This window comes from Winogradskyella sp. (genome assembly GCF_965228925.1).
In the GTDB taxonomy this organism is placed as follows: Bacteria; Bacteroidota; Bacteroidia; order Flavobacteriales; family Flavobacteriaceae; genus Winogradskyella.
Genome location: NZ_OZ245845.1, coordinates 5,050,488 through 5,074,582 on the forward strand (window position 1 = coordinate 5,050,488; position 24,095 = coordinate 5,074,582).

Consider the following 24,095-nt stretch of genomic DNA (forward strand, 5'->3'; position numbering starts at 1 on the left):
CTTATAAAGTTACAGCTTCACCACCAGCAGCTTCAATAGCAGCTTTTGCCGTAGCAGTAAATTTATGAGCAGTTACTGTTAATTTTGCTTTTAATTCACCTCTACCAAGAATTTTAACTAGGTCATTCTTCCCAGCTTTTCCTAATGATACAAGTGTTTCAAAATCTACAGTATCCTTAATTTTCTTTTCATCTACCAACGTCTGCAAAGTATCTAAGTTGATACCTTGGTATTCTACGCGGTTGATGTTTTTAAATCCGTATTTAGGCACACGTCTTTGCAAAGGCATCTGTCCACCCTCGAACCCTAATTTCTTAGAATATCCCGAACGTGACTTCGCCCCTTTATGTCCTCTACGCGCAGTGCCACCTTTTCCAGAACCTTGGCCACGACCAACACGCTTACCTTGATTTTTTACTGAACCTTCTGCAGGTTTTAAATTACTTAAATCCATTATTAAGTTATATTTTTAAGCTTCTTCTACAGAAACTAAATGTTCAACTTTCTTAACCATACCAAGGATGCTTGGCGTGGCATCGTGCTCTACTACTTGACCAATCTTTTTTAATCCTAAAGCTTCTAATGTCAGCTTTTGTCTTTTGGTACGATTGATTGCACTCTTTACTTTAGTTACTTTAATCTTTGCCATCTTGTCCTAGATTATCCTTTAAATACTTTTTCAAGTGAAATTCCACGCTCTCTTGCCACCGCATTAGCATCTCTTAATTGCAATAAAGCATCAAATGTTGCTTTTACGACGTTGTGCGGGTTAGAAGATCCTTGAGACTTCGATAATACATCATGTACTCCAACAGCTTCCAGTACCGTTCTTACAGCACCACCGGCAATAACTCCTGTACCAGGTGCAGCTGGAATAATGTTTACTCTTGCACCACCGTACTTTCCTTTTTGCTCATGTGGCAATGTGCCCTTAACAATAGGAATTCTAACCAAGTTTTTCTTAGCATCTTCTACCGCTTTTGCAATCGCTGTAGCTACATCCTTAGACTTCCCTAAGCCATGTCCTACAACTCCAGCTTCGTCACCAACTACTACGATAGCAGAAAAACCAAATGCTCTACCTCCTTTTGTTACTTTAGTTACACGCTGTACACCAACTAAGCGATCTTTTAATTCTAATCCGCCTGGTTTTACTAATTCTGCGTTTTTATATTTTTGATACATAATGTCTTAAAATTTTAATCCGGCCTCTCTTGCGCCTTCTGCTAATGATTTTACTCTTCCGTGATATAAGTAACCACCTCTATCAAAAGAAATAGTTTCAACACCAGCTTTTAAAGCTTTTTCAGCAACAGCCTTACCAACTAAAGCAGCAACTTCAGTCTTATTTCCTTTAGACTTTGCAATATCTTTATCTCTTGAAGATGCAGCAGCAATAGTTTCACCAGTTACATCATTCACAACCTGAGCATAAATTTCTTTATTGCTTCTAAAAACAGATAATCTTGGTCTTACTTCAGTACCAGATACTACTTTGCGTATTCTGTTTTTTATTCTTGTTCTTCTTTCGTTCTTTGTCAATGCCATAACTTAATTATTAAGCTGATTTACCTGCTTTTCTTCTAATTTCTTCACCAACAAACTTAATACCTTTTCCTTTGTAAGGCTCTGGCTTACGGAAGCTACGAATCTTCGCCGCGACTTGGCCAACTAATTGTTTGTCATGAGATGTTAATTTAACGATTGGGTTTTTACCTTTTTCAGAAACCGTCTCAACTTTTACTTCTGGAGCAATAGACATGACGATGTTGTGAGAGAATCCAATGGCTAAATCTAATTTCTGTCCTTGATTTGATGCTCTATAACCGACACCTACTAATTCTAATTCCTTAGTAAATCCTTTAGAAACACCTTCTATCATATTAGCAATCAACGCTCTGTAAAGACCGTGTTTTGCTCTGTGATCTTTTTTATCAGAAGGACGTGATAATGTTATCGTACCGTCTTCTAATTTTATCTCAACATCTGAATACGCTTGAGATAACTCACCTAATTTACCTTTAGTGGTAATGACGTTATCTTTAATCTCAACAGTTACGCCTTCAGGAACTGTTATTGGGCTTTTACCTATTCTTGACATAATTTCCTGTTTTTAGTAAACGTAACACAATAATTCACCACCAACGTTTTCGCGTTGCGCTTGCTTTCCTGTCATCACTCCATGAGAGGTAGAAACAATGGCAATCCCAAGACCGTTTAAAATTCTTGGCATTTCGTTAGCGCCAGCATACTTACGTAAACCTGGTGTACTGATTCTTTGAATTTTTTTGATGACAGACTCTTTGGTGTCCTTGTTGTACTTTAAAGCGATTTTAATCGTACCTTGAACTGAAGAGTCGTCAAACTTGTAACTTAAAATATAGCCCTGATCGAACAATATTTTAGTTATCTCTTTTTTTAAGTTAGATGCAGGGATTTCTACTACTCTGTGGTTAGCCTTTACTGCATTTCTAACTCGCGTTAAATAATCCGCGATTGGATCTGTGTACATAATTTTAAATTTTAGGAAGTGGTTTTCGTTCTGACGTTTACTGTGTGAACGAACCTAAATCCCGATTATACAATAGTTATATTGATAATTGTACAGAAGCTAATTCGCTTCAGATTTTTACCAACTTGCTTTTTTTACTCCAGGAATTAACCCTTTATTAGCCATTTCTCTAAACGTTACACGAGAGATACCAAATTGTCTCATATAACCTTTTGGTCTTCCTGTAAGTTTACAACGGTTATGCTTACGTATCGGTGATGCATTTTTTGGTAACTTTTGTAATGCTTCGTAATCTCCAGCTTCTTTTAAAGCTTTTCTTTTCTCAGCATATTTAGCAACCGTCTTAGCACGCTTCACCTCACGAGCTTTCATTGATTCTTTAGCCATAATTAATTCTTTTTAAATGGTAATCCTAGTTCTGTTAATAAGGACTTCGCTTCTTTGTCTGTTTCAGCAGAAGTCACAAATGTAATATCCATACCTGAGATTTTGTTGATCTTATCGATATCAATCTCTGGGAAAATAATCTGTTCTGTTACACCTAAGTTGTAATTTCCACGACCATCAAAACCTGTAGCTCTGATACCGTTAAAATCTCTCACTCGCGGTAAAGCTGTCGTTACTAAACGATCTAAAAACTCATACATTTGCTCACCACGTAAAGTCACTTTAGCGCCAATTGGCATGCCTTTACGTAACTTAAATGAAGCAACGTCTTTCTTAGAAATCGTAGCTACCGCTTTCTGTCCAGATATTTTTGTCAGTTCATCAACGGCATAGTCGATTAACTTTTTATCTGCAACAGCCGCACCAACACCTCTAGAAATTACAATCTTTTCTAGCTTAGGTACTTGCATCACATTCTTATATCCAAATTCTTCTGTAAGAGCAGGAATCACTTTATCCTTGTACTCTTGTTTTAATCTTGCAACGTAAGCCATAATTAAATTACTTCATTAGATTTTTTGGAAAATCTCACTTTGGTATCGCCATCCATTCTATAACCTACTCTAGTAGTTTCGCCCTTGCTTGTTAATAAAGACAAGTTTGAAATATGAATTGATGCCTCTTTCTCTACAATGCCACCTTGAGGATTTTGTGCACTTGGCTTGGTGTGTTTCTTCACCATATTTACACCCTCTACAATGGCTTTGTTTTTATCTTTAAATACTTTGAGTACTTTGCCTTCTGATCCTTTATGGTCTCCGGCAATTACTTGTACCGTATCTCCTGATTTTATCTTAAGCTTTGTCATCTCACTTACCAATTAAAGCACTTCTGGTGCCAATGATACAATTTTCATGAATTGTTTATCACGAAGTTCTCTTGCTACAGGACCAAAGACACGCGTTCCTCTCATTTCCCCTTGTGGGTTTAAAAGTACACAGGCGTTATCATCAAATCTGATGTAAGAGCCATCTGGGCGTCTTACTTCTTTGGCTGTACGTACAACAACTGCTGTTGAAACTGCTCCTTTTTTAATGTTTCCGTTTGGAGTGGCATCTTTAACAGACACTACAATTTTATCTCCTACAGAAGCATATCTCTTTTTTGTTCCTCCTAGTACACGGATCGTTAAAACTTCCTTTGCACCAGTATTGTCAGCTACTTTTAATCTAGATTCTTGTTGTACCATAATTACTTCGCTCTTTCAATTATTTCTACTAATCTCCAACACTTAGATTTACTTAAAGGTCTTGTTTCCATGATCTTTACAGTATCTCCTTCGTTGCAGTCGTTTTTTTCATCGTGCGCAACATATTTCTTTGTCTTTAACACGAACTTTCCATACATAGGGTGCTTTACTTTCTTTACCTCTGAAACAACAATAGATTTCTCCATTTTGTTACTGGTCACCACTCCTATACGTTCTTTTCTTAAATTTCTTTTTTCCATCTTTCAGCAGAATACAATTATTGTTCGTCTCTTTTAGTTAATTCTGTTGCCAATCTTGCTACAGTACGTCTTACGGTACGTAACTGAATTGGATTTTCTAAAGGAGAAACTGCGTGAGCCATTTTAAGGTCAGCATAACTCTTTTTTGTCTCACTAAGTTTTTCTTGTAACTCAGCTGTGGAAAGCTGTTTAATTTCTGATTGCTTCATAATTCTTTTTATTAAGCTTCGTAATCTCTAGCTATGATAAACTTAGTTTTTACAGGAAGTTTTTGTGCTGCTAAACGCAATGCTTCTTGAGCAACGTCTAATGGTACACCACTTACTTCGAATAATATGCGTCCTGGTTTTACAACAGCTGCCCAATACTCAACGGCACCTTTACCTTTACCCATACGTACTTCAAGAGGCTTCTTAGTGATAGGCTTGTCTGGAAATATTTTAATCCATAACGATCCTTCTCTTTTCATGTAACGTGTAGCGGCAATACGTGCTGCTTCTATTTGACGTGCAGTTATAAAAGACGAGTCTAATGATTTGATTCCGAAGGTTCCATTTGATAACAAATGTCCTCTTCCGGAATTACCCTTCATACGACCTTTTTGCTGCTTACGAAATTTTGTTCTTTTAGGCTGTAACATTTTTTCTTTTCTTTAAAAAATTACTTTCTACGACGTTGGTTTTTGTTTCCACCACGTCCACCTTTTCCTTTTTGCTTAGAAAGACCTACTAATGGAGAAAGTTCTCTTTTTCCATAGACTTCACCTTTCATAATCCACACCTTCACACCTAATCTACCATAAGTAGTATGTGCTTCAACAAGCGCATAATCAATATCTGCTCTAAATGTAGATAACGGAATACGTCCTTCTTTGTAGTGCTCAGAACGTGCCATTTCAGCTCCGTTTAAACGACCACTAATTTGAACTTTGATTCCTTCAGCATTCATACGCATTGCTGCAGCGATAGCCATTTTGATTGCACGTCTGTAAGAAATTCTGCTTTCTATCTGACGGGCAATACTTGCTGCAACTAAATGTGCATCTAGTTCTGGTCTTTTAATCTCAAAGATGTTCAACTGAACTTCTTTACCAGTAATTTTTTTAAGCTCTTCTTTCAGCTTGTCTACCTCTTGACCACCTTTTCCGATAATAATACCAGGTCTAGCAGTAGTGATAGTAACGGTTACAAGTTTAAGCGTACGCTCAATAATTACTCTACTTACACTAGCTTTAGATAAACGCGCATGGATGTACTTACGGATCTTATCGTCCTCAGCAAGTTTATCTCCATAATCATTTCCGCCATACCAGTTAGATTCCCATCCTCTGATAATACCTAAACGATTTCCGATTGGATTTGTCTTTTGTCCCATATCTCTATCTTAGCTTTGTGTTTTATTTAATGCATCGATAACCACTGTAACGTGATTAGAACGCTTTCTAATTCTGTGTGCTCTACCTTGAGGTGCTGGGCGTAAACGCTTTAACATTGTGCCGCCATCTACTCTAATCTCTTTGATATAAAGATTGGCTTCCTCAACATCTGCATCTTCGTTTTTAGCTTGCCAGTTGGCAATGGCTGACATTACCAATTTCTCTAAACGACGCGACGCTTCTTTAGGGCTAAACCTAAGAATCTGAAGCGCTTTTTCAGCCTTTTCTCCTCTTACTAAATCCGCTACTAAACGCATCTTTCTTGGGGATGTAGGACAGTTATTTAGCTTAGCAAAAGCAACCTGCTTTTTCTCAGCCTTAATAGCTTCCGCCATTTGTTTTTTACGACTTCCCATGATTCTTATTTTTTACCTTTATTTTTAGCACCTGCATGACCTCTAAACGATCGTGTTGGTGAAAATTCTCCTAATTTATGACCTACCATGTTTTCAGTAATGTATACTGGAACAAACTGACGACCGTTGTGAACTGCAATGGTCTGACCAACGAAATCTGGAGAAATCATTGATGCTCTAGACCAAGTTTTAATAACAGTCTTTTTGTTTGAAGCTACATTTTCTGCAACTTTCTTCTCTAATTTATAATGGATATAAGGTCCTTTTTTTAATGAACGTGCCATACTATCTTAATTATTTCTTTCTACGTTCTACAATATACTTGTTACTCGCTTTCGTCTTAGAACGTGTTCTATAACCTTTAGCTGGAATACCGTTTCTAGATCTTGGGTGACCACCTGAAGATTTACCTTCACCACCACCCATTGGATGATCAACTGGGTTCATAACTACTGGTCTTGTACGTGGACGTCTTCCTAACCATCTGCTTCTACCTGCTTTACCAGATACAATCAACTGATGATCTGAGTTAGAAATAACACCTATCGTCGCCATACACGCTGCTAATACCATTCTTGTTTCACCAGATGGTAATTTGATCGTTGCAAACTTGCCATCTCTTGCCATTAACTGAGCAAAAGCCCCTGCACTACGCGCCATAACAGCACCTTGACCAGGACGTAACTCTATACAAGAAATAATAGTACCTAGAGGTATTTCACTTAAAGGCATCGCATTTCCAATTTCTGGAGCAATACCCTTTTCACCAGATACAACATTTTGTCCCACTTGTAAACCATTTTGAGCGATGATGTAACGTTTTTCACCATCTTGATAGTTCAATAATGCGATAAAAGCTGTTCTGTTTGGATCGTATTCAATGGTCTTAACCTCTGCTGGAATTCCAGTTTTATTACGTTTAAAATCAATGATACGATACTTCTTCTTATGACCTCCACCAATATAGCGCATGGTCATTTTTCCTTGACTGTTTCTACCACCAGATCTTTTTTTCGGAGCAAGCAAGCTTTTCTCCGGCTTATCAGTAGTAATGGCGTCAAATCCATTAACTACTCTAAAACGCTGAGCTGATGTGATCGGTTTTAATTTTCTTACTGACATTTTTTTGTTTTTTGCTTTTGGTTTTTAGGTTTTAAATATTTTTCTGCTCAACTATGAGTTTCTAATACCTCATCCCTAATACCCAAAACCTTTTTTACATGTTAGCGTACAAATCTATTGTCTCACCTTCCGCCAGTTGTACAATTGCCTTTTTAACAGCATTTGTTTTACCATGTTGAATACCCGTTTTTGTGTAACGTGTTCTTCTATCTGGACGGACATTTATAGTACGAACTTTTTCTACAGAAACACCGTAAGCAGCTTCCACCGCTTTTTTGATTTCTACCTTGTTCGCCTTTGTGTTCACTTCAAATGCATACGCATTTAACAACTCACTTTGCATGGTTGCTTTTTCTGTGATAATCGGTTTAATTAAGATACTCATCTGTGTTCTATTTACTTAAGTTCGATTCAATTCCTTCTAATGCACCTTCTAAAAGAACAACTTTATTAGCGTTCATAATTTTATAAGTGCTTAATTCTGAAGCGGTTACAACCTCAGAACCTTTCAAATTGCGCGACGACAAATATACATTATTATTCGTGTCACCCAACACAAACAGCGATTTTTTGCTATCGATCTCTAAGGCCTTCAAAACATTGATGAAGTTTTTCGTCTTTGGAGCGTCAAAATTGAAGTCTTCCAATACAACGATCGACTTATCATTTGCTTTGATACTTAATGCCGATTTACGTGCTAATCGCTTTACGTTTTTGTTTAATTTAAAACCGTAATTTCTTGGTCTAGGACCAAACATACGACCACCACCTTTAAATACACCAGACTTAATAGAACCCGCACGTGCTGTACCTGTTCCTTTTTGTTTTTTAATCTTACGTGTACTTCCTGTAATCTCTGCTCTTTCTTTTGCCTTGTGCGTTCCTTGTCTTTGGTTGGCTAAGTATTGCTTAACATCCAAATACACCGCATGATTATTAGGCTCAATAGCATATACGTCTTTAGAAAGCTCAGCTGTTCTACCCGTATCTTTTCCGTTTATATCTAAAACTGCTACTTTCATTATTTCTCAATAATTACATAAGAGTTTTTGTGTCCAGGAACACATCCTTTAACAACAAGTAAGTTCTTTTCTGGAACTACTTTGTACACTCTTAAATTTTGAACTTTAACTGTGTCACCACCCATTCTTCCGGCCATTTTCATTCCTTTAAATACTCTTGCAGGATATGAAGCTGCACCAATAGAACCTGGAGCTCTTAAACGGTTGTGCTGACCATGTGTTGCTTGACCTACACCACCAAATCCATGACGCTTTACAACACCCTGAAAACCTTTACCTTTAGAAGTTCCTGAAATATCCACGAACTCTCCTTCGATAAATTGCTCAACAGTGATCGCATCACCTAACTTGTACTCCTCGTCAAAACCTTTAAATTCTACGACTTTGCGTTTTACAGAAGTACCCGCTTTTTTAGCGTGCCCTGTGGCAGCCTTATTAGCGCTTTTTTCTGTCGCGTCATCGAAACCTAATTGAAGGGCATTATAACCATCCACTTCTTCAGTTCTGACTTGGGTAACGATACATGGACCTGCTTCGATAACTGTACATGGAATGTTCTTTCCATTTTCATCGAAAATGCTGGTCATACCGATTTTTTTTCCAATTAACCCAGACATATTTATTTATTATTAATTATTACTATTTGTTATTTAAAACTCAAGGCTGAAAATACGCTTCAGCCTTGAATTGTATTTTTTACCGTTTTTCCTTCGCTCGCAGCTCCGGACATTTTATCCTGAACTTGATTCAGGATCTTTTTTACTCTTTTCCTGAGATCCCGAAACGAGTTCGGGATTTCGATAAAACTCTGTTAGACTTTTATCTCAACCTCAACACCACTTGGTAACTCAAGCTTCATCAACGCGTCAATCGTTTTAGAAGATGAAGAGTAGATATCCAATAAGCGCTTGTAAGAGCTTAATTGAAATTGTTCTCTAGACTTCTTGTTAACATGAGGTGAACGTAACACAGTGAAAATTTTCTTGTGTGTTGGTAATGGAATTGGACCTGTTACCACAGCACCTGTGCTCTTTACTGTTTTTACAATCTTATCAGCAGACTTGTCAACTAAATTATGATCGTAAGACTTTAATTTTATTCTAATTTTCTGACTCATTTTCTTTTTAGTTTTAAGCTTCTACGCCTTTTGCTGCTTTAATGACTTCTTCAGATATATTTTGAGGTGTCTCTGCATAGTGAGAGAATTCCATAGTTGAAGTTGCTCTACCAGAAGATAATGTTCTCAATGCTGTTACATAACCAAACATTTCAGATAATGGTACATTAGCCTTCACCACTTTAGAACCTGCTCTATCGCTCATGTCATTTACTTGACCACGACGACGGTTAAGGTCACCTACAATATCACCCATGTATTCTTCAGGTGTTAACACTTCTAATTTCATGATTGGCTCCATGATCACCGCTTTTGCAGCTTTTGCAGCAGCTTTAAATCCTAATTTTGCAGCCAATTCGAATGATAACTGATCAGAATCCACATCGTGGTAAGACCCATCTGTTAAGGTCACTTTCATAGCATCTACTTCGTATCCTGCTAATGGACCGTTAACCATAGCTTGTTTGAAACCTTTCTCTACAGAAGGAACAAATTCTTTTGGTACGTTACCACCTTTAATCTCAGAAACGAACTCTAAACCTTGCTTACCTTCTTCAGCAGGCTCTAGTGTAAATACAATGTCTGCGAATTTACCACGTCCACCAGATTGCTTTTTGTAAACTTCTCTGTGTTCTGCACGCTGTGTAATCGCTTCCTTGTACTCTACTTGAGGCTGACCTTGGTTAACCTCTACCTTGAACTCACGCTTCAAACGGTCAACAATAATATCTAAGTGAAGCTCACCCATACCAGAAATAATGGTCTGACCTGAAGCTTCGTCAGTTCTTACTGTAAATGTTGGATCTTCTTCAGCTAATTTTGCTAAAGACATCCCTAACTTATCAACATCGGCCTTTGTTTTAGGCTCAACCGCGATACCGATTACTGGATCTGGGAAGTCCATCGATTCTAATACGATTGGATTCTTTTCATCCGAAAGGGTATCACCTGTCTTAATATCTTTAAATCCTACTGCAGCTCCAATATCACCAGCTTCAATAAACTCAATCGCATTTTGCTTGTTAGAGTGCATTTGGTAAATACGAGAGATACGCTCTTTTTTACCTGATCTATTATTCAATACATATGAACCTGCATCTAAACGACCTGAATAGGCTCTAAAGAATGCTAAACGACCTACGAAAGGATCTGTAGCAATCTTAAATGCTAAAGCAGAAAATGGTTCTTTTACATCTGGCTTACGTGCAATCTCATTGTCAGAATCTGGATCGGTACCTACAATTGCCTCCTTATCTACAGGAGAAGGCAAGTAACGACATACAGCATCTAATAAGAACTGTACCCCTTTATTTTTGAAGGCAGAACCACAAATCATCGGAATGATAGACATATCCATTACCGCAGCTCTTAACGCAGCATGAACTTCATCTTCTGTAATTGAATCTTCATCTTCCATGAATTTTTCAAGAAGATTTTCATCATAACTCGCTACTTCTTCAATAAGGTGCGCTCTTAATTCAGCAGCTTCAGCTTTCAATTCCTCTGGAATATCAATAACATCAAAAGTTGCCCCTTGTGTTTCATCGTGCCATACGATCGCACGGTTCTTCACTAAGTCAACGATACCTTTAAAGTCCGCCTCATCACCAATGTTCATAACGATTGGCACAGCGTTAGAACCTAACATATCTTTTACCTGTTGGCAAACGTTCATAAAGTTAGAGCCTTGACGGTCCATTTTATTTACGAAACCAATACGTGGTACCTTATAGTTATCCGCTAATCTCCAGTTAGTTTCAGATTGTGGCTCAACACCATCAACGGCACTAAACAAGAATACCAAACCGTCTAATACACGTAAAGAACGGTTCACCTCAACAGTAAAGTCAACGTGACCGGGAGTATCGATGATATTAAAGTGGTAACCTTTTGTATCAGGAGTAGGCTGACCATTTTCTAATGGAAAGTTCCATGTACAAGTTGTAGCAGCAGAAGTAATAGTAATACCTCTTTCTTGCTCTTGCTCCATCCAGTCCATTGTAGCAGCACCATCGTGTACTTCACCAATCTTGTGAGATACACCTGTATAATAAAGGATACGCTCTGTTGTAGTTGTTTTACCAGCATCAATATGTGCTGCAATACCTATATTTCTAGTATATTTTAAATCTCTTCCCATTGTCTTAATTAAAATCTAAAGTGTGAGAATGCTTTGTTTGCTTCTGCCATTTTGTGAGTATCGACTCTTTTCTTAACGGCTGCACCTTCTTCTTTAGCTGCAGCTAAGATTTCTGCTGCTAAACGTTGTGCCATAGATTTTTCGTTTCTTTTGCGCGCATAGCCAATCAACCATTTCATGGCCGTTGATACTTTACGATCTGGACGAATTTGCATTGGAATTTGGAATGTTGCACCACCAACACGACGACTACGTACTTCTACGTGAGGCATCACATTAGATAAAGCATCTTTCCAAACCTCTAGAGCGGTTTTTTCGTCATTATTTTTTTTCTCCTCAACAATATCAATTGCATCGTAGAATACTTTAAAAGCTACAGACTTCTTACCATCCCACATCATGTTGTTCACAAAACGTGTTACCAACTGATCGTTAAATCTTGGGTCTGGTAAAAGCGGTCTCTTTTTTGCTGCTCTTTTTCTCATGTCTTCTTCTTAAAGTTTTAAATTACTTTTTAGGGCGTTTTGCACCATACTTAGATCGACGTTGTGTGCGACCAGCAACACCTGCTGTATCCAATGCACCACGAACGATGTGATATCTAACACCTGGCAAATCTTTTACCCTTCCACCTCTAACCAATACTATCGAGTGCTCTTGCAAGTTGTGACCTTCTCCACCGATGTATGCATTAACCTCGTTTCCGTTTGTTAAACGAACCCTTGCTACCTTACGCATTGCTGAGTTAGGTTTTTTAGGTGTCGTTGTATAAACACGAGTACATACACCACGTCTTTGCGGACACGAATCCAAAGCAGCCGATTTACTCTTCTTGGTTATTTTGGCTCTTCCTTTTCGTACTAATTGTGAAATTGTTGGCATATATTACTATATAAATATTTTGTTAACCCCCACTTTTGAGGGCTGCAAAGGTAGAAATATATATTTATAATTCAAATAGTTGATAATTTATTTTTTGAAGAAATAATAGGATTCATTTTTCACATATATATAATGGTCTATTTTTACGTTATCTTTTGAGTTATTCCTTTAAGATTTAATGATAGTTTTAAAACGTTTTATGATGCTTTTGCTTTTGGTTTTTTCAAACCAAATTAGAAGTCAATCGCTCACTTTAAAAGTGGAAGCGGAAAATGAGAATAAAACCGCAGTAGTTGACTCCATTGGTTACAAGGCATCATTTGGCAATTATTTAGCTATAGCATCCGAATTGGATACGCTTAAATACAAGCTCACCCGACTGGGCTATATAGACACTACTCTAGACTCTTTAACTAAACAAAACGACACGCTATTTAAAGCGCAGTTCTATTTAGGAACCAAAATACATCGCATACAAATTAAATATGATTCAATCTTTGATACTGAATTATTAAATTTTATCGACCATACTGCGAGAGACCGCGCTTTCGAATTGGACATTACGCAACTTGAACCTTCGCTTAATGTATTAAATTCAAAACTAGCCGAGCAAGGCGATCCATTTTCGACCCTACAGTTAGTCAATATTTCAAAACAAAATCCACATTTGATTACCGCGGATTTAAAAATTGTGTCTAATCAGAAAAGACGGATTGATAAAATCATCGTAAAAGGTTATGAAAAATTTCCGCAATCGTATATCAAGCGATTTTTGAAATTAAGAACTGGCAAAACCTTTAATCTCAATGCCATTAAAGACAAGGTTGAGTTATTAGAAGATTTGCGCTTCGCCAATAAAATAAGAGACCCAGAGGTACTCTTCACCAAAGATTCCACGACGTTGTACCTATATATAGAAAAAACCCGGGTGAACAACTTTGATGGTTTTCTGGGTTTTGGTACCAACGAAAATACCAATAGGATTGAATTTGATGGCTATCTGGATTTAAGACTGATTAACAACCTTAACTTTGGTGAAACCCTAAATCTTTTTTACAAAAGCGATGAAATAGATCAACAAACATTTAGAGTAGATGCGGATTTACCCTTTTTGTTTGGCTCCCCTATTGGATTAGAGGTAGGACTAAACATTTTTAGAAAGGACACCACATTTTCTAATGCTAGGCAATATGCAAAAGTGAATTACCAAATCAATGCCCAACATAGGGTAGCGATGGGAATTACAACCACCAATTCTTCAAATCTATTGGATAATGACACCTCTATTTTAAATGATTACACCTCTAATTATTTGACGATAAGCTACAACTATACTAAACCTCAATTTTACGATCCGCTGTTTCCTATAAATTTTCTTTTTGATTTATCATCCGGTTTTGGGGATCGAGAAAATGACCTCGGAAGTCAAAGTCAAACCGTTTTTAATTTAAACACCTTTAAGATTTTCAACTTAAACCCCAAGAACAGTATCTACACCCGATTTAATGGTGCTATCCTAACATCAGATGATTATCTCGACAATGAGCTGTTTAGATTTGGTGGCATCAATTCTATCCGTGGTTTTGAAGAAAATAGCCTCGTTGCCAATTTATATGGTGTCATTAATACGGAATATCGCTATCGGTTGAGCAATGGGATATATGTACATTCCGTTTTAGACGCTGCCTATTTTGAAAATCAGATTACAAATACCAAAGAAAAGTTATTTGGTTTTGGTTTTGGATTGGGTTTATTGACCAATGCAGGCCTGTTTAGGTTAAATTACTCTAGCGGCAAATCTGAAAACAGGCAGTTTCGGCTATCCGATTCTAAGGTACACGTAAGTTTAACAGCTACATTTTGAATACTAAGAATATTCTAATAAATTTGAGAGCTACAAAAAGAAAATGCAATGATGAAAAATTTACTCTTTATTTTTTTATGTGTGCCCTATGTCATTTTATCACAGAATACAGTTGGCACAATTTCAATCACCGAAGATGCCTTTGAGGGTTACACACTGTTTACATCAAACACAAAGACGTTTCTTATAAACAATTGTGGAGAGGTGGTCAATGAATGGAACAGTGCACTACTTCCAGGCAATGCTGTGTATCTTTTGCCTAATGGCAATTTATTAAGGGCAGGTAAATCGGACAATTCTACAAGTGCTTTAAATTTAGGTGGTATTGGTGGTATTATAGAGCTGTATGACTGGGATGATAATTTATTATGGTCTTATACCTACAGCACTGATAGTTTTAGACAACATCATGATGTTTATCCCCTACCTAACGGAAACATCTTGGTTTTGGCTATAACTCCAATGACGAATGGAGAGGCCATACAAGCAGGAAGAAACCCAGCCATGCTTTCTCAAAACGAACTCTACAACGAACAGATTATAGAAATAGAACCTGTAGGTACTGATAATGCCAATATCGTTTGGGAGTGGAATGTAAAGGATCATCTTATTCAAGATTTTGACAATACTAAAGATAATTTTGGGGTCGTTGCTGATAATCCACAACGCTTAGATATCAATTTCTTAAATGGCCTTGATGGTGCCAGAAACTGGCTCCATATTAATTCTATGCAATACAATGCAGAACGCGACCAGATTATTCTAAGTTCTAGACATTTGAGTGAAATTTACATTATAGATCATTCAACGACTACCGCTGAAGCCGCTACTGGTTCTGGAGGAACCTACGGACGAGGTGGCGATTTCTTATATCGATGGGGTAATCCCGAGGCCTATGATCAGGGTACTTCAGCAGATAGAGTCTTATTTGGACAACATTATCCGCACTTTATTGAGTCTGGTCTCCCCAATGAGGATAAAATTATTCTCTTTAATAATGGTATTGAGCGCAATCCTAGTTTTTCTCAAGTAGATATCATGACACCTCCAGAGTCTTCTCTAGGTGTTTATGACTATGTAGCAAACTCTGCTTATGGGCCGTTAACTCCAGATTACACCTATAAAGATCTTTCCACCGACCCTTCAGAGTTCTACACTGCCATTTTGAGTAGTGCTCAACAATTACCGAATGGCAACATTTTAGTTTGTGAAGGTTTTGATGGTTATGTTTTTGAGTTAGACAGCAATGACAATAAGGTTTGGGAGTATATAAATCCTATGAACAATTCAGATGGCAGTGTGGCCTCCCAGTTCGGTTCACCTGTTAATCCGCGTTTGTTTAGAGCTATAAAATTTGCACCCGATTATCCTGCTTTTTCAGGAAGAGATCTCACCCCCGGAAGCCCTATTGAAGGTAATCCAGACTTGACTCCATGCAATGAACTTAGTATATCCGAATTCGATCAGGTGAGTACCACCATTTACCCTAACCCGACAAAAGATGTGATACATGTAGAATCTAATAGCGCGATTGATAGCGTTGAAGTTTACAATATTTTAGGAAGAAAGGTGTTAGTTACCCAAAGCTCAAAGGTTGATTTATCAGAACAACCTAGCGGTGTATATCTTATTAAAATTTATGCCGGTCAAAATAGCCTGAGCAAGAAAGTTATAAAACAATAATTCTAGAAAACCCATTAAGTTTTAAACCATCCTCAATTAGGATGGTTTTTTTATACTTTTGCCTCATATGAAAAATGAGACCACAATTTTTGGAATTCGCGCCATAATAGAAGCGATAAAATCTGGTGAAACTATCGATAAGGTTTTTGTTCAGAAAGGAGTAAGAAGTGAACTCTTCCAAGAGTTAGAGCATTTGCTAAGGTCCGAAGGCATCAATTCATCTTACGTTCCTATTGAAAAATTAAACCGATTAACCAAAGGCAATCATCAAGGAGCCGTAGCTCAAATTTCTCCCATTGCCTTCCATAATATTGATGATCTAGTTATCAATGCGTTTGAATCGGGAACAACACCTTTATTTCTCTTATTAGATCAGTTAAGCGATGTGAGAAACTTTGGCGCCATAGTCCGTACTGCTGAATGTACAGGAGTTTCTGGGATTATCATTCAGAAAAAAGGCGGAGCACCAATAAATGGTGATACGATTAAAACAAGTGCTGGAGCCATTTTTAAAATACCAATTTGTAAGGTTGATCATATAAAAGATGCTGTTTTTCATATGCAATCCTCTGGTGTAAAAGTCATCGCTGCTACGGAAAAAGCTGACGATTTTATATACGATGTATCTTTTAAGGAGCCTTGTGCTATTATTATGGGCTCTGAAGGCAGGGGTATTAATCCCTCCGTTTTAAAAGTTGTGGACCAACAGGCTAAGCTTCCAATTTTAGGAGAGATAGCCTCTTTAAACGTTTCGGTGGCTTGCGGAGCGTTTTTATATGAAGTTGTGCGGCAACGTATTAAAAATTAGTCTTTTACGTCTTTCCTACCAATAAACTCAAAGCATTCGGTTAATGTTTTAGTAAAAAAAGGTAATTTATTTAACGAAAAAATAAAATTTTCCTTAATTTTTGTTAAATTTTAATTGATTATTTAATTTTTTATTAATAATTTTGAAAATACAATACTATTTTAAGATTTTTTTAGGAATTTTTACACGATAAAAACTCTTGAATTCTCACCCCTCACTTAGTATTATTTTAAAACATTACCCCATTTATTAGTGTTTTTCTAAAGGGTCTACCCTACGGTTCGTCCTTTTTCAAAAAATCTTACCCCGTTTATTAGTGATTTTGAAATCTTAATACACAACCATATGAAAACAAAATCTAGGGGAATTATAGTGCTAATACTAGCGCTTGGGATGCAACTATGTTTTGCACAAGAAAGAACAATTACTGGGACCGTAACATCTGCATCGGACAATATCCCTCTCCCCGGGGTAAATATCCTCAAAAAAGGAACAACTACAGGAAGCCAAACTGATTTGGACGGCAATTATTCCATAGTGGCTAGTGAAGGCGATATCTTAGAATTCTCCTATTTGGGTTTTAAGACCTTAAGCATCACCATAGGCACCTCTAACATTATTAATGTATCAATGGAGGAAGATACAGAAGCCTTAGAGGAAGTTGTTATAGTTGCCCAAGGCATTACCGCCAAACCAAGATCCTTGAGTTATGCCGTGGAATCCGTAGGCTCAACGGAAGTAACAAATTCTAGGGAGGCGAACATCGCCACAGCTTTAAGCTCTAAAGCGGCAGGTGTTCAAGTCACCGCTTCATCTGGCTCTGTTGGTGCTTCTGCTAATATAAGAATTAGAGGTAATACATCAATTACCCGATCAAACTCACCATTATTTGTCGTAGATGGCGTACCTATTGATAACTCCTCCTTTTCCGAAGACCCAACAACAACATTTAATAACTCTAGTTTGGCAGGTTCTGACTTTTCTAACAGAGCCATCGACTTAAACTCGTCAGACATTGAAGATATTTCAATACTTAAGGGTATTGCAGCTCAAACACTTTATGGATTAAGAGCCGCTAATGGTGTTGTTATCATCACCACTAAGAAAGGAAAATCCGGAAAAACGAGAATCAGTGTTAATAGCTCCTTTAGTTTCTCGGAATTTAACCAAGCCCCTAGTTTACAACGAGAGTTTGCCCAAGGTGGTATTGACACTAACGGAAACCAAATATGGAGGGGCCCAGAAACTTTTGAAGGGGATTCTTGGGGACCCAGGGTCTCTACATTAGAATACGATGGGGATAGCACATACCCCTTTAACCCTAACGGGCGTTTGGTCCCAGTCGGTGCTGGTAATGGTATAGCAGCACAGACTTATGACCACTATGACTTTTTTAAAACAGGGGAAATCTACGATTTTAATATTGCTGCAAGTGGTGGTAATGATGTTGTACGATATAGAGCATCTATTGGCAACCTGTCCCAAAAAGGTATATCTCCCAATGAGGAATTTGCAAGGAAAACGTTTAGACTGGATTTGGATGCTAAAATGTCGGATAAAATTTCATTAAATGCATCCGCTCAATATACCACCTCTGGTGGAAATAGGGTTCAAAGAGGTTCTAACATATCAGGGATTATGCTTGGCTTAACAAGAACGTCTCCAACGTTCGATAATGGAAATGGGCTCATAGGACAAGAAGCAGCGGATAGCCCTTCCTCCTATTATTATGATATTCCAGGCCAAGAATTACCAGGTCACCGAAGCTACAGAGATGGTATTTATAACAACCCCTATTTTACAGTCGCTAGGAACAAAAATGAAGATGATGTCAACCGTATCATTGGTAAAATGGGGCTCAATTATCAATTTAATGACTGGCTAACCTTTAGAACCACAGCATCTATTGATAGATATACAGATGTCAGAACAATAGGTTTTGACATTTTGGACGCTAGCTTTAGTAACGGTAGGGTCATCTTGGATAATATCTATAACCAAGACGTGAATTGGAATGCGATTGTGTCTGGATTTCGAAGCTTAACTGAGACTATAAATTTAAACTTTAATTTAGGTTATGACGGGTTTTATACCAAATCTAATAGAAGAACTACTTTCGGTGATGGTATGTCAATCCCTGGGTTTTTCAACTTAATCAATACCGAGACGACACAAAATTTTGAAGGTACCAGAACAAATAGAAAATTAATCGGTGCGTTTGTAACGGCTACACTTAATTATAAGGATATTCTATATCTAACGCCATCTTTCAGAAATGACTGGTCGTCAACCTTGCCCGTGGGTAATAACACATTTCAATCGTATTCTATCGGTTCTAGTTTTATTTTTAATGACCTACTTTTTAAAGATTCTAATACGGTGAATTATGCGAAACTCAGATTATCGTATGGAAAAACGGGTAATGATGCTCCTCAATACGCAACGTCAACCAATTTTATTGGCTATACCGCATCTGGTGATGGTTTTATTCAAAGTGCGCTATTTCCTGCCTACGATGTCATATCATTTGAGCAGTCCTCTAGAGCGGGAAACCTCAATCTCAAACCTGAAGAAACAACAGAATTTGAAGCTGGTTTAGAATTTAAGTTTTTTGACAATCGGTTACTTTTCGATATGACCTATTACAATAGGGAAACCAAAGATCAAATCATTCCCGTTGATATTGCCCCTTCTTCTGGTTTTATAGACCGATTTGATAATATTGGATTGATATCTAACAAAGGTGTTGAAGTTTCTCTTGGTGGTGCACCCATAAGAACAACTAACTTTTCATGGGATGTAAGTATTAATTGGACGACTTACGATAATGTGGTCGAAGAATTAGAATCTCCAGATCAGGTTATAACACTAAATGGGTTTTCAGGTACGTCCTCCGTAGCCAAAGAAGGTGAATCTTTCGGCTCTATTTTTGGATCACGCTTTTTACGGGATGAAAATGGTCAAATCTTAATTGATGACGCTGGCTATCCTTTAGGCGATTCTACGGATGGTATCGTAGGTGACCCCATACCCGACTGGCTTGCTGGTATAAGTAATACATTCACCTATAAGAATTTGAGTCTTTCCGTATTATTTGACATAAGGCAAGGCGGCGATGTATGGTGCGGTACATGTGGAATTTTGGATTACTTTGGAACTTCGGCTAGAACATCAATAAGAGAGGGAAGCACTGTTTTCCAAGGCATAGTTCAATCCACTGGACAGCCAAATACCCAAGTAGTCCCATATTTTGACAACACCATTAGCGAAAATAATAATTTTTGGAGACGCTACGGTTTTGGTGGATTATCAGAGTCAAACGTGTATGACGCCTCTTGGGTTAGACTGCGAGAAATTACATTGTCATACAGTTTGCCAGAAAAAATATTGGAGAATTTTTTTATTGAAACTGTTACTATATCTGCCTTTGGCAGAAACTTATGGTTAAGTACAGACTACCCGGGCGTAGACCCCGAAACCAATCTCACTGGTGATACAAACGGCATTGGATTGGATTATTTCAATCAGCCTAATACCAAATCTTACGGACTTGATGTTAAATTTAATTTTTAGACCATTATGAAAAAGATAACACATATAGCAATACTCATTTTAACACTTCAACATTTTTCTTGTGAAATCACCGAAGTCAACGTAGACCCTGACAACCCTGCTACTGTAAATGCCAGCGTTGTATATCCAGGTATGATCACACAAACCCATAGAAACCTAGTCGCACTTAACGGCAGAATTGCCGGTATTGTCATACAGCATTTTGATGGTTTAGATGCACAACAAGCGCAATATGCACAATATAACATAGGTGAAAGTGATATAGACGATGCATGGGATTTTGGCTTATATGGTGCAGGCACTTTAACCGACTGTGATTATATCATAAAAAATTTCTCAGGCGAGGTGAGTGCTTTAGCAAAGCTATATATGGCCGCTAATCTGGGCTTTGCCACCTGTACCTGGGGAGACATTCCATACACCGAAGCTTTCGAGGCGCAATCTACAGGAAACCTTACTCCTGTCTATGACAGCCAGGAAGATATTTATAATACCATACAAACTTTACTTGATGAAGCCTTGGCCGACGGTGTTGGCAATGGTATAGGTGGCACCATAATAGGTAATGTTAATTGGGATGAAACGGCCCATGCCCTTAAAGCGCGTTATTATTTGCACTTAACTTCGGTAGATCCTTCTGCTGCTCAAAATGCTTTAACTGAAGCACAACAAGCTTTAAGCGAAGTGTCAAATCAACCAGATTTTACTTTTTCATTACCTGCACAAAACTCAAATCCACTATATCTATTCGAATTTGATAGGCCAAGTACCTTAGGTTTTGGAACAACTCTAAATAATATGATGACCGGAGATCCCAGATTATCTTTATACACTTCAAACGGTGAAGATTTTACCGATGGTGACCTTTTTTGGGGACAACCAAACTCACCTACTCCGCTTATATCCTATTGGGAAGTAAAATTTATTGAGGCTGAAGCTTTAGTCCGAACTAATGGCAGTGATACCGACGCACTGACGGCTTTACAGGATGCTGTTACTGCAAATATGAATTACATGGGAATTTCGGATCCTTCCAGCTATGTCAATGCTTTAACCTTAACTGGTACTACGGAACAAAAAATTGAAATTATTATTACAGAAAAATATAAAGCACTCTATGGTAATGCACCGATCGAAGCCTGGGTAGATTACAGACGTACTGGTTATCCAGCATTGACACCTAGTCCAGATGCAGTGCCCAGTTTAAATCCATCTTTAGTTATTCCTAGACGTTTTTTATATCCAATAACTGAACGCTTAAATAATGAAGCCAACTATACTTCGGCTATTTCAGCCCAAGGTGGTCATCTGCTAGATGACGATTTATGGGCCTTTCCAAGCAATTGAAACAAATTGTGTTAGTCCTAAAAGAGGCCATTCGCTTAAAAACGAATCGCCTCTTTTACATTGACACATGTATTTAATACTACGCTCTGCAAACCTTATCTAATTCAGATCTTTTTCTCAATTTTAGGTTTAAATACCCTAGAATAGATCCAAATTCAATACATAATGGAATAGGATACCTTATATCATGAATACATCTTAACTAATCGTCCTTCTTTTTGAAAATATACTTGATTTTTATTGTTTGACTTTCATCAGGTTCTGATGTGTCGCCTGTTGCTATGTCATCCTCAGGTAACACTTCAATGAAATTTCCATCTTCATCAAAATGCCTCATAAAAGGATCGTCCTCCTCGTTATAATCAGGTTGTTGCCATTTATAGCGTTCTGGTTGAGCGACTTGCTTTCTAAATATAAGTGCAAAAACGAACCCAGAGATCAACCCTCCCAAATGACCTTCCCAAGATATTCCATCTTTAATAGGAAACACATACCAAATCATACTGCCGTATAAAAATATGACCATTAAGGATAATGCGATAAGCCGATAGTGCTTTGCAAAAATGCCTTTGAAAAATATAAAACTCACCAAAACATATATCAATCCACTGGCTCCTATATGATTCCCAGACCTGCCAATAATCCATGTCAATACACCAGACAATAGAATGCCATAAAGCAGTACTTTCCAGGCAATTTTATTGTAGAAATAAAAAAGCGATAAGGACAGTACAAAAAGCGGGATTGAGTTGTTATACAAATGTTCTATGTTGGCATGCAAAAATGGACTTGTAAAAATACCGAGAAGCCCCTCTAGCTTTTGGGGTTTTATACCAAAAGATTTAATGCCATAATCGATATTTATCTGATACCAAAACACTAACCATATAATAAATACAATTAGTAAAGGGTAAATGATTATTGAATTCGAATATTTAAACTGCTCGGAGGACATACTAAAATTTCAATAGGTACTTCAAATTTATGACCAAAACCCCATACCATGAAATATTGTCATAAGCACTTAGATTATTAGCGCATTTTGTAATTTTGAATTATGAACACGCCCTTAGCCGAACGACTGCGTCCAAAAACGCTAAACGACTACCTGAGCCAACAGCATTTGGTTGGAAAAGACGGTATGCTTTATGCGCAAATAAAAAGTGGAGTTGTGCCTTCACTCATTTTTTGGGGACCACCCGGTATTGGAAAAACGACGCTGGCCAATATCATTGCCAACGAATCTGAACGCCCTTTTTATAAGCTGAGTGCTATAAATTCGGGCGTAAAGGACATTAGGGAGGTTATAGATAAGGCTAAAAAAAGCGGTGGTTTGTTTACGGCTAAGAACCCTATTCTATTCATTGACGAAATTCATCGTTTTAGTAAATCGCAGCAAGATTCACTTTTAGAAGCTGTAGAAAAAGGGTGGGTGACCTTAATCGGTGCGACTACAGAAAACCCAAGTTTTGAAGTGATTTCAGCTTTACTCTCAAGGTGCCAGGTGTATACGCTAAACCCTTTTAGCAAAGCTGATTTAGAAGCCTTGCTAAAGCGTGCCATGGAAGAAGACGAGATCATTTCCAAATTAAATATAGAATTAAAGGAGACCGAAGCCTTGTTGCGACTTTCGGGAGGAGATGCCAGAAAATTACTTAACATATTTGAGCTATTGGTGACCTCATTTGAAAATGAATCCATCAGTATTACCAATGAACTCGTGTTAAAACAAGTTCAGCATAAAGCTGCACGTTACGATAAAACAGGCGAGCAACATTACGATATTATTTCGGCCTTTATTAAGTCCATACGTGGTAGTGACCCCAATGCTGCTGTGTATTACTTAGCGCGAATGATTGAAGGCGGTGAAGATGTGAAATTTATTGCCAGACGCCTTTTGATTTTAGCCAGTGAGGATATTGGCAATGCCAACCCTACCGCTCTAGTTATTGCTAATAACACCTTTCAAGCCGTATCCGTGATTGGCAATCCCGAATCTCGAATTATTTTAAGTCAATGCGCTACGTATTTAGCGAGCTCCCCTAAAAGCAATGCAGCTTACGAAGCTATAAACAAAGCACAGCGATTGGTTAGAGAAACAGGGGATTTATCTGTGCCCCTATCTATTAGAAATGCACCGACCAAACTCATGAAAGAACTGGGTTATGGAGATGACTATAAATACGCTCATAGTTACGAGAATAATTTTGCGGAACACGAGTTTCTTCCCGAAGAGATAAAGAATACCACGCTATACAATCCAGGCAATAACGCGAGAGAACAGTCTCAGCGCAAGTATTTAAAAGCCTTATGGAAAGAAAAATATGGTTATTAAACC

Annotated in this window: 31 protein-coding genes; 6 read left to right on the top strand and 25 right to left on the bottom strand. The window is 37.7% G+C overall.

Features of this window, described 5'->3' with window-relative positions; genetic code table 11:
* Position 1 precedes the first annotated feature (1 nt).
* From rplO to rpsL, 24 genes are all read right to left on the bottom strand, one after another.
* Complete coding sequence (gene rplO / locus ACO052_RS20775; protein ID WP_422105730.1) at positions 2–454, bottom strand: 50S ribosomal protein L15; 453 nt, start codon at positions 452–454, stop codon at positions 2–4.
* Positions 455–469: 15 nt separating this feature from the next.
* The gene (rpmD, locus tag ACO052_RS20780) at positions 470–649 is read right to left on the bottom strand and encodes a 50S ribosomal protein L30 (RefSeq protein WP_422105731.1); all 180 of its coding nucleotides are present in this window, start codon (positions 647–649) and stop codon (positions 470–472) included.
* Between the two features lie 11 nt (positions 650–660).
* Complete coding sequence (rpsE, locus tag ACO052_RS20785) at positions 661–1,185, bottom strand: 30S ribosomal protein S5 (protein ID WP_299361147.1); 525 nt, start codon at positions 1,183–1,185, stop codon at positions 661–663.
* 6 nt (positions 1,186–1,191) lie between these two features.
* Positions 1,192–1,548 (bottom strand): 50S ribosomal protein L18, encoded by a 357-nt coding sequence (gene rplR / locus ACO052_RS20790; protein ID WP_422105732.1) that lies wholly within the window; start codon positions 1,546–1,548, stop codon positions 1,192–1,194.
* 10 nt (positions 1,549–1,558) lie between these two features.
* Positions 1,559–2,101: a 50S ribosomal protein L6 gene (gene rplF, locus ACO052_RS20795; protein ID WP_422105733.1), complete on the bottom strand. Its 543-nt coding sequence runs from the start codon at positions 2,099–2,101 to the stop codon at positions 1,559–1,561.
* A gap of 12 nt (positions 2,102–2,113) precedes the next feature.
* Entirely contained in the window at positions 2,114–2,512 is a 399-nt protein-coding gene (rpsH, locus tag ACO052_RS20800) for a 30S ribosomal protein S8 (RefSeq protein WP_422105734.1), read from the bottom strand.
* A 117-nt stretch (positions 2,513–2,629) separates the two neighbouring features.
* Positions 2,630–2,899, bottom strand: a complete 270-nt coding sequence (gene rpsN / locus ACO052_RS20805) for a 30S ribosomal protein S14 (protein WP_299361157.1) — start codon at positions 2,897–2,899, stop codon at positions 2,630–2,632.
* A 2-nt stretch (positions 2,900–2,901) separates the two neighbouring features.
* Positions 2,902–3,453, bottom strand: a complete 552-nt coding sequence (gene rplE / locus ACO052_RS20810; protein ID WP_422105735.1) for a 50S ribosomal protein L5 — start codon at positions 3,451–3,453, stop codon at positions 2,902–2,904.
* A 2-nt stretch (positions 3,454–3,455) separates the two neighbouring features.
* Positions 3,456–3,767, bottom strand: coding sequence for a 50S ribosomal protein L24 (gene rplX, locus ACO052_RS20815; protein ID WP_422105737.1), 312 nt, complete (start codon positions 3,765–3,767; stop codon positions 3,456–3,458).
* Positions 3,768–3,779: 12 nt separating this feature from the next.
* Positions 3,780–4,148, bottom strand: a complete 369-nt coding sequence (gene rplN, locus ACO052_RS20820) for a 50S ribosomal protein L14 (RefSeq protein ID WP_111685487.1) — start codon at positions 4,146–4,148, stop codon at positions 3,780–3,782.
* Between the two features lie 2 nt (positions 4,149–4,150).
* Positions 4,151–4,408, bottom strand: coding sequence for a 30S ribosomal protein S17 (rpsQ, locus tag ACO052_RS20825; RefSeq protein ID WP_111685488.1), 258 nt, complete (start codon positions 4,406–4,408; stop codon positions 4,151–4,153).
* A gap of 17 nt (positions 4,409–4,425) precedes the next feature.
* Positions 4,426–4,617, bottom strand: a complete 192-nt coding sequence (gene rpmC, locus ACO052_RS20830) for a 50S ribosomal protein L29 (RefSeq protein WP_299361176.1) — start codon at positions 4,615–4,617, stop codon at positions 4,426–4,428.
* An 11-nt stretch (positions 4,618–4,628) separates the two neighbouring features.
* Entirely contained in the window at positions 4,629–5,048 is a 420-nt protein-coding gene (rplP, locus tag ACO052_RS20835) for a 50S ribosomal protein L16 (protein WP_111685490.1), read from the bottom strand.
* A 20-nt stretch (positions 5,049–5,068) separates the two neighbouring features.
* The gene (gene rpsC, locus ACO052_RS20840) at positions 5,069–5,782 is read right to left on the bottom strand and encodes a 30S ribosomal protein S3 (RefSeq protein WP_076620335.1); all 714 of its coding nucleotides are present in this window, start codon (positions 5,780–5,782) and stop codon (positions 5,069–5,071) included.
* Between the two features lie 9 nt (positions 5,783–5,791).
* Positions 5,792–6,199: a 50S ribosomal protein L22 gene (gene rplV, locus ACO052_RS20845; protein WP_422105738.1), complete on the bottom strand. Its 408-nt coding sequence runs from the start codon at positions 6,197–6,199 to the stop codon at positions 5,792–5,794.
* Between the two features lie 5 nt (positions 6,200–6,204).
* Positions 6,205–6,483 carry a 30S ribosomal protein S19 gene (gene rpsS / locus ACO052_RS20850; protein ID WP_111685493.1) on the bottom strand — a complete coding sequence of 93 codons (279 nt, stop codon included), beginning with the start codon at positions 6,481–6,483 and terminating at the stop codon, positions 6,205–6,207.
* Between the two features lie 10 nt (positions 6,484–6,493).
* On the bottom strand, positions 6,494–7,321 hold the full coding sequence (gene rplB / locus ACO052_RS20855; RefSeq protein WP_299521545.1) for a 50S ribosomal protein L2: 828 nt from the start codon (positions 7,319–7,321) through the stop codon (positions 6,494–6,496).
* A 94-nt stretch (positions 7,322–7,415) separates the two neighbouring features.
* Entirely contained in the window at positions 7,416–7,706 is a 291-nt protein-coding gene (gene rplW, locus ACO052_RS20860; RefSeq protein ID WP_111685495.1) for a 50S ribosomal protein L23, read from the bottom strand.
* Positions 7,707–7,713: 7 nt separating this feature from the next.
* Entirely contained in the window at positions 7,714–8,343 is a 630-nt protein-coding gene (gene rplD, locus ACO052_RS20865) for a 50S ribosomal protein L4 (RefSeq protein ID WP_422105739.1), read from the bottom strand.
* On the bottom strand, positions 8,343–8,960 hold the full coding sequence (gene rplC, locus ACO052_RS20870; protein ID WP_422105740.1) for a 50S ribosomal protein L3: 618 nt from the start codon (positions 8,958–8,960) through the stop codon (positions 8,343–8,345). The genes rplD and rplC overlap by 1 nt, the downstream gene beginning before the upstream one ends.
* A gap of 194 nt (positions 8,961–9,154) precedes the next feature.
* Complete coding sequence (gene rpsJ, locus ACO052_RS20875) at positions 9,155–9,460, bottom strand: 30S ribosomal protein S10 (RefSeq protein WP_007650482.1); 306 nt, start codon at positions 9,458–9,460, stop codon at positions 9,155–9,157.
* 13 nt (positions 9,461–9,473) lie between these two features.
* Entirely contained in the window at positions 9,474–11,600 is a 2,127-nt protein-coding gene (gene fusA / locus ACO052_RS20880; RefSeq protein ID WP_422105741.1) for an elongation factor G, read from the bottom strand.
* Between the two features lie 8 nt (positions 11,601–11,608).
* The gene (gene rpsG, locus ACO052_RS20885; protein WP_299361193.1) at positions 11,609–12,085 is read right to left on the bottom strand and encodes a 30S ribosomal protein S7; all 477 of its coding nucleotides are present in this window, start codon (positions 12,083–12,085) and stop codon (positions 11,609–11,611) included.
* Positions 12,086–12,107: 22 nt separating this feature from the next.
* Positions 12,108–12,482 (bottom strand): 30S ribosomal protein S12, encoded by a 375-nt coding sequence (rpsL, locus tag ACO052_RS20890; protein ID WP_008269190.1) that lies wholly within the window; start codon positions 12,480–12,482, stop codon positions 12,108–12,110.
* A 178-nt stretch (positions 12,483–12,660) separates the two neighbouring features.
* On the opposite strand from rpsL, the gene ACO052_RS20895 reads away from it, so the two are divergent.
* The 5 genes from ACO052_RS20895 to ACO052_RS20915 all read left to right on the top strand — a co-directional run bounded on the left by ACO052_RS20895 (position 12,661) and on the right by ACO052_RS20915 (position 21,757).
* Positions 12,661–14,346, top strand: coding sequence for a POTRA domain-containing protein (locus tag ACO052_RS20895; protein ID WP_422105742.1), 1,686 nt, complete (start codon positions 12,661–12,663; stop codon positions 14,344–14,346).
* A gap of 48 nt (positions 14,347–14,394) precedes the next feature.
* Complete coding sequence (locus tag ACO052_RS20900) at positions 14,395–16,029, top strand: aryl-sulfate sulfotransferase (RefSeq protein ID WP_422105744.1); 1,635 nt, start codon at positions 14,395–14,397, stop codon at positions 16,027–16,029.
* Between the two features lie 67 nt (positions 16,030–16,096).
* Positions 16,097–16,837, top strand: coding sequence for a 23S rRNA (guanosine(2251)-2'-O)-methyltransferase RlmB (rlmB, locus tag ACO052_RS20905; protein WP_422105745.1), 741 nt, complete (start codon positions 16,097–16,099; stop codon positions 16,835–16,837).
* 345 nt (positions 16,838–17,182) lie between these two features.
* A complete protein-coding gene (locus tag ACO052_RS20910; protein WP_422105746.1) occupies positions 17,183–20,410 on the top strand; it encodes a SusC/RagA family TonB-linked outer membrane protein in 3,228 nt (1,075 codons plus the stop codon).
* A 6-nt stretch (positions 20,411–20,416) separates the two neighbouring features.
* Positions 20,417–21,757 (top strand): SusD/RagB family nutrient-binding outer membrane lipoprotein, encoded by a 1,341-nt coding sequence (locus tag ACO052_RS20915; RefSeq protein ID WP_422105747.1) that lies wholly within the window; start codon positions 20,417–20,419, stop codon positions 21,755–21,757.
* A 202-nt stretch (positions 21,758–21,959) separates the two neighbouring features.
* On the opposite strand, the gene ACO052_RS20920 is transcribed toward ACO052_RS20915, so the two are convergent.
* Positions 21,960–22,712 carry a rhomboid family intramembrane serine protease gene (locus ACO052_RS20920; protein WP_422105748.1) on the bottom strand — a complete coding sequence of 251 codons (753 nt, stop codon included), beginning with the start codon at positions 22,710–22,712 and terminating at the stop codon, positions 21,960–21,962.
* Positions 22,713–22,814: 102 nt separating this feature from the next.
* On the opposite strand from ACO052_RS20920, the gene ACO052_RS20925 reads away from it, so the two are divergent.
* Complete coding sequence (locus tag ACO052_RS20925; RefSeq protein ID WP_422105749.1) at positions 22,815–24,092, top strand: replication-associated recombination protein A; 1,278 nt, start codon at positions 22,815–22,817, stop codon at positions 24,090–24,092.
* Positions 24,093–24,095: the final 3 nt, after the last annotated feature.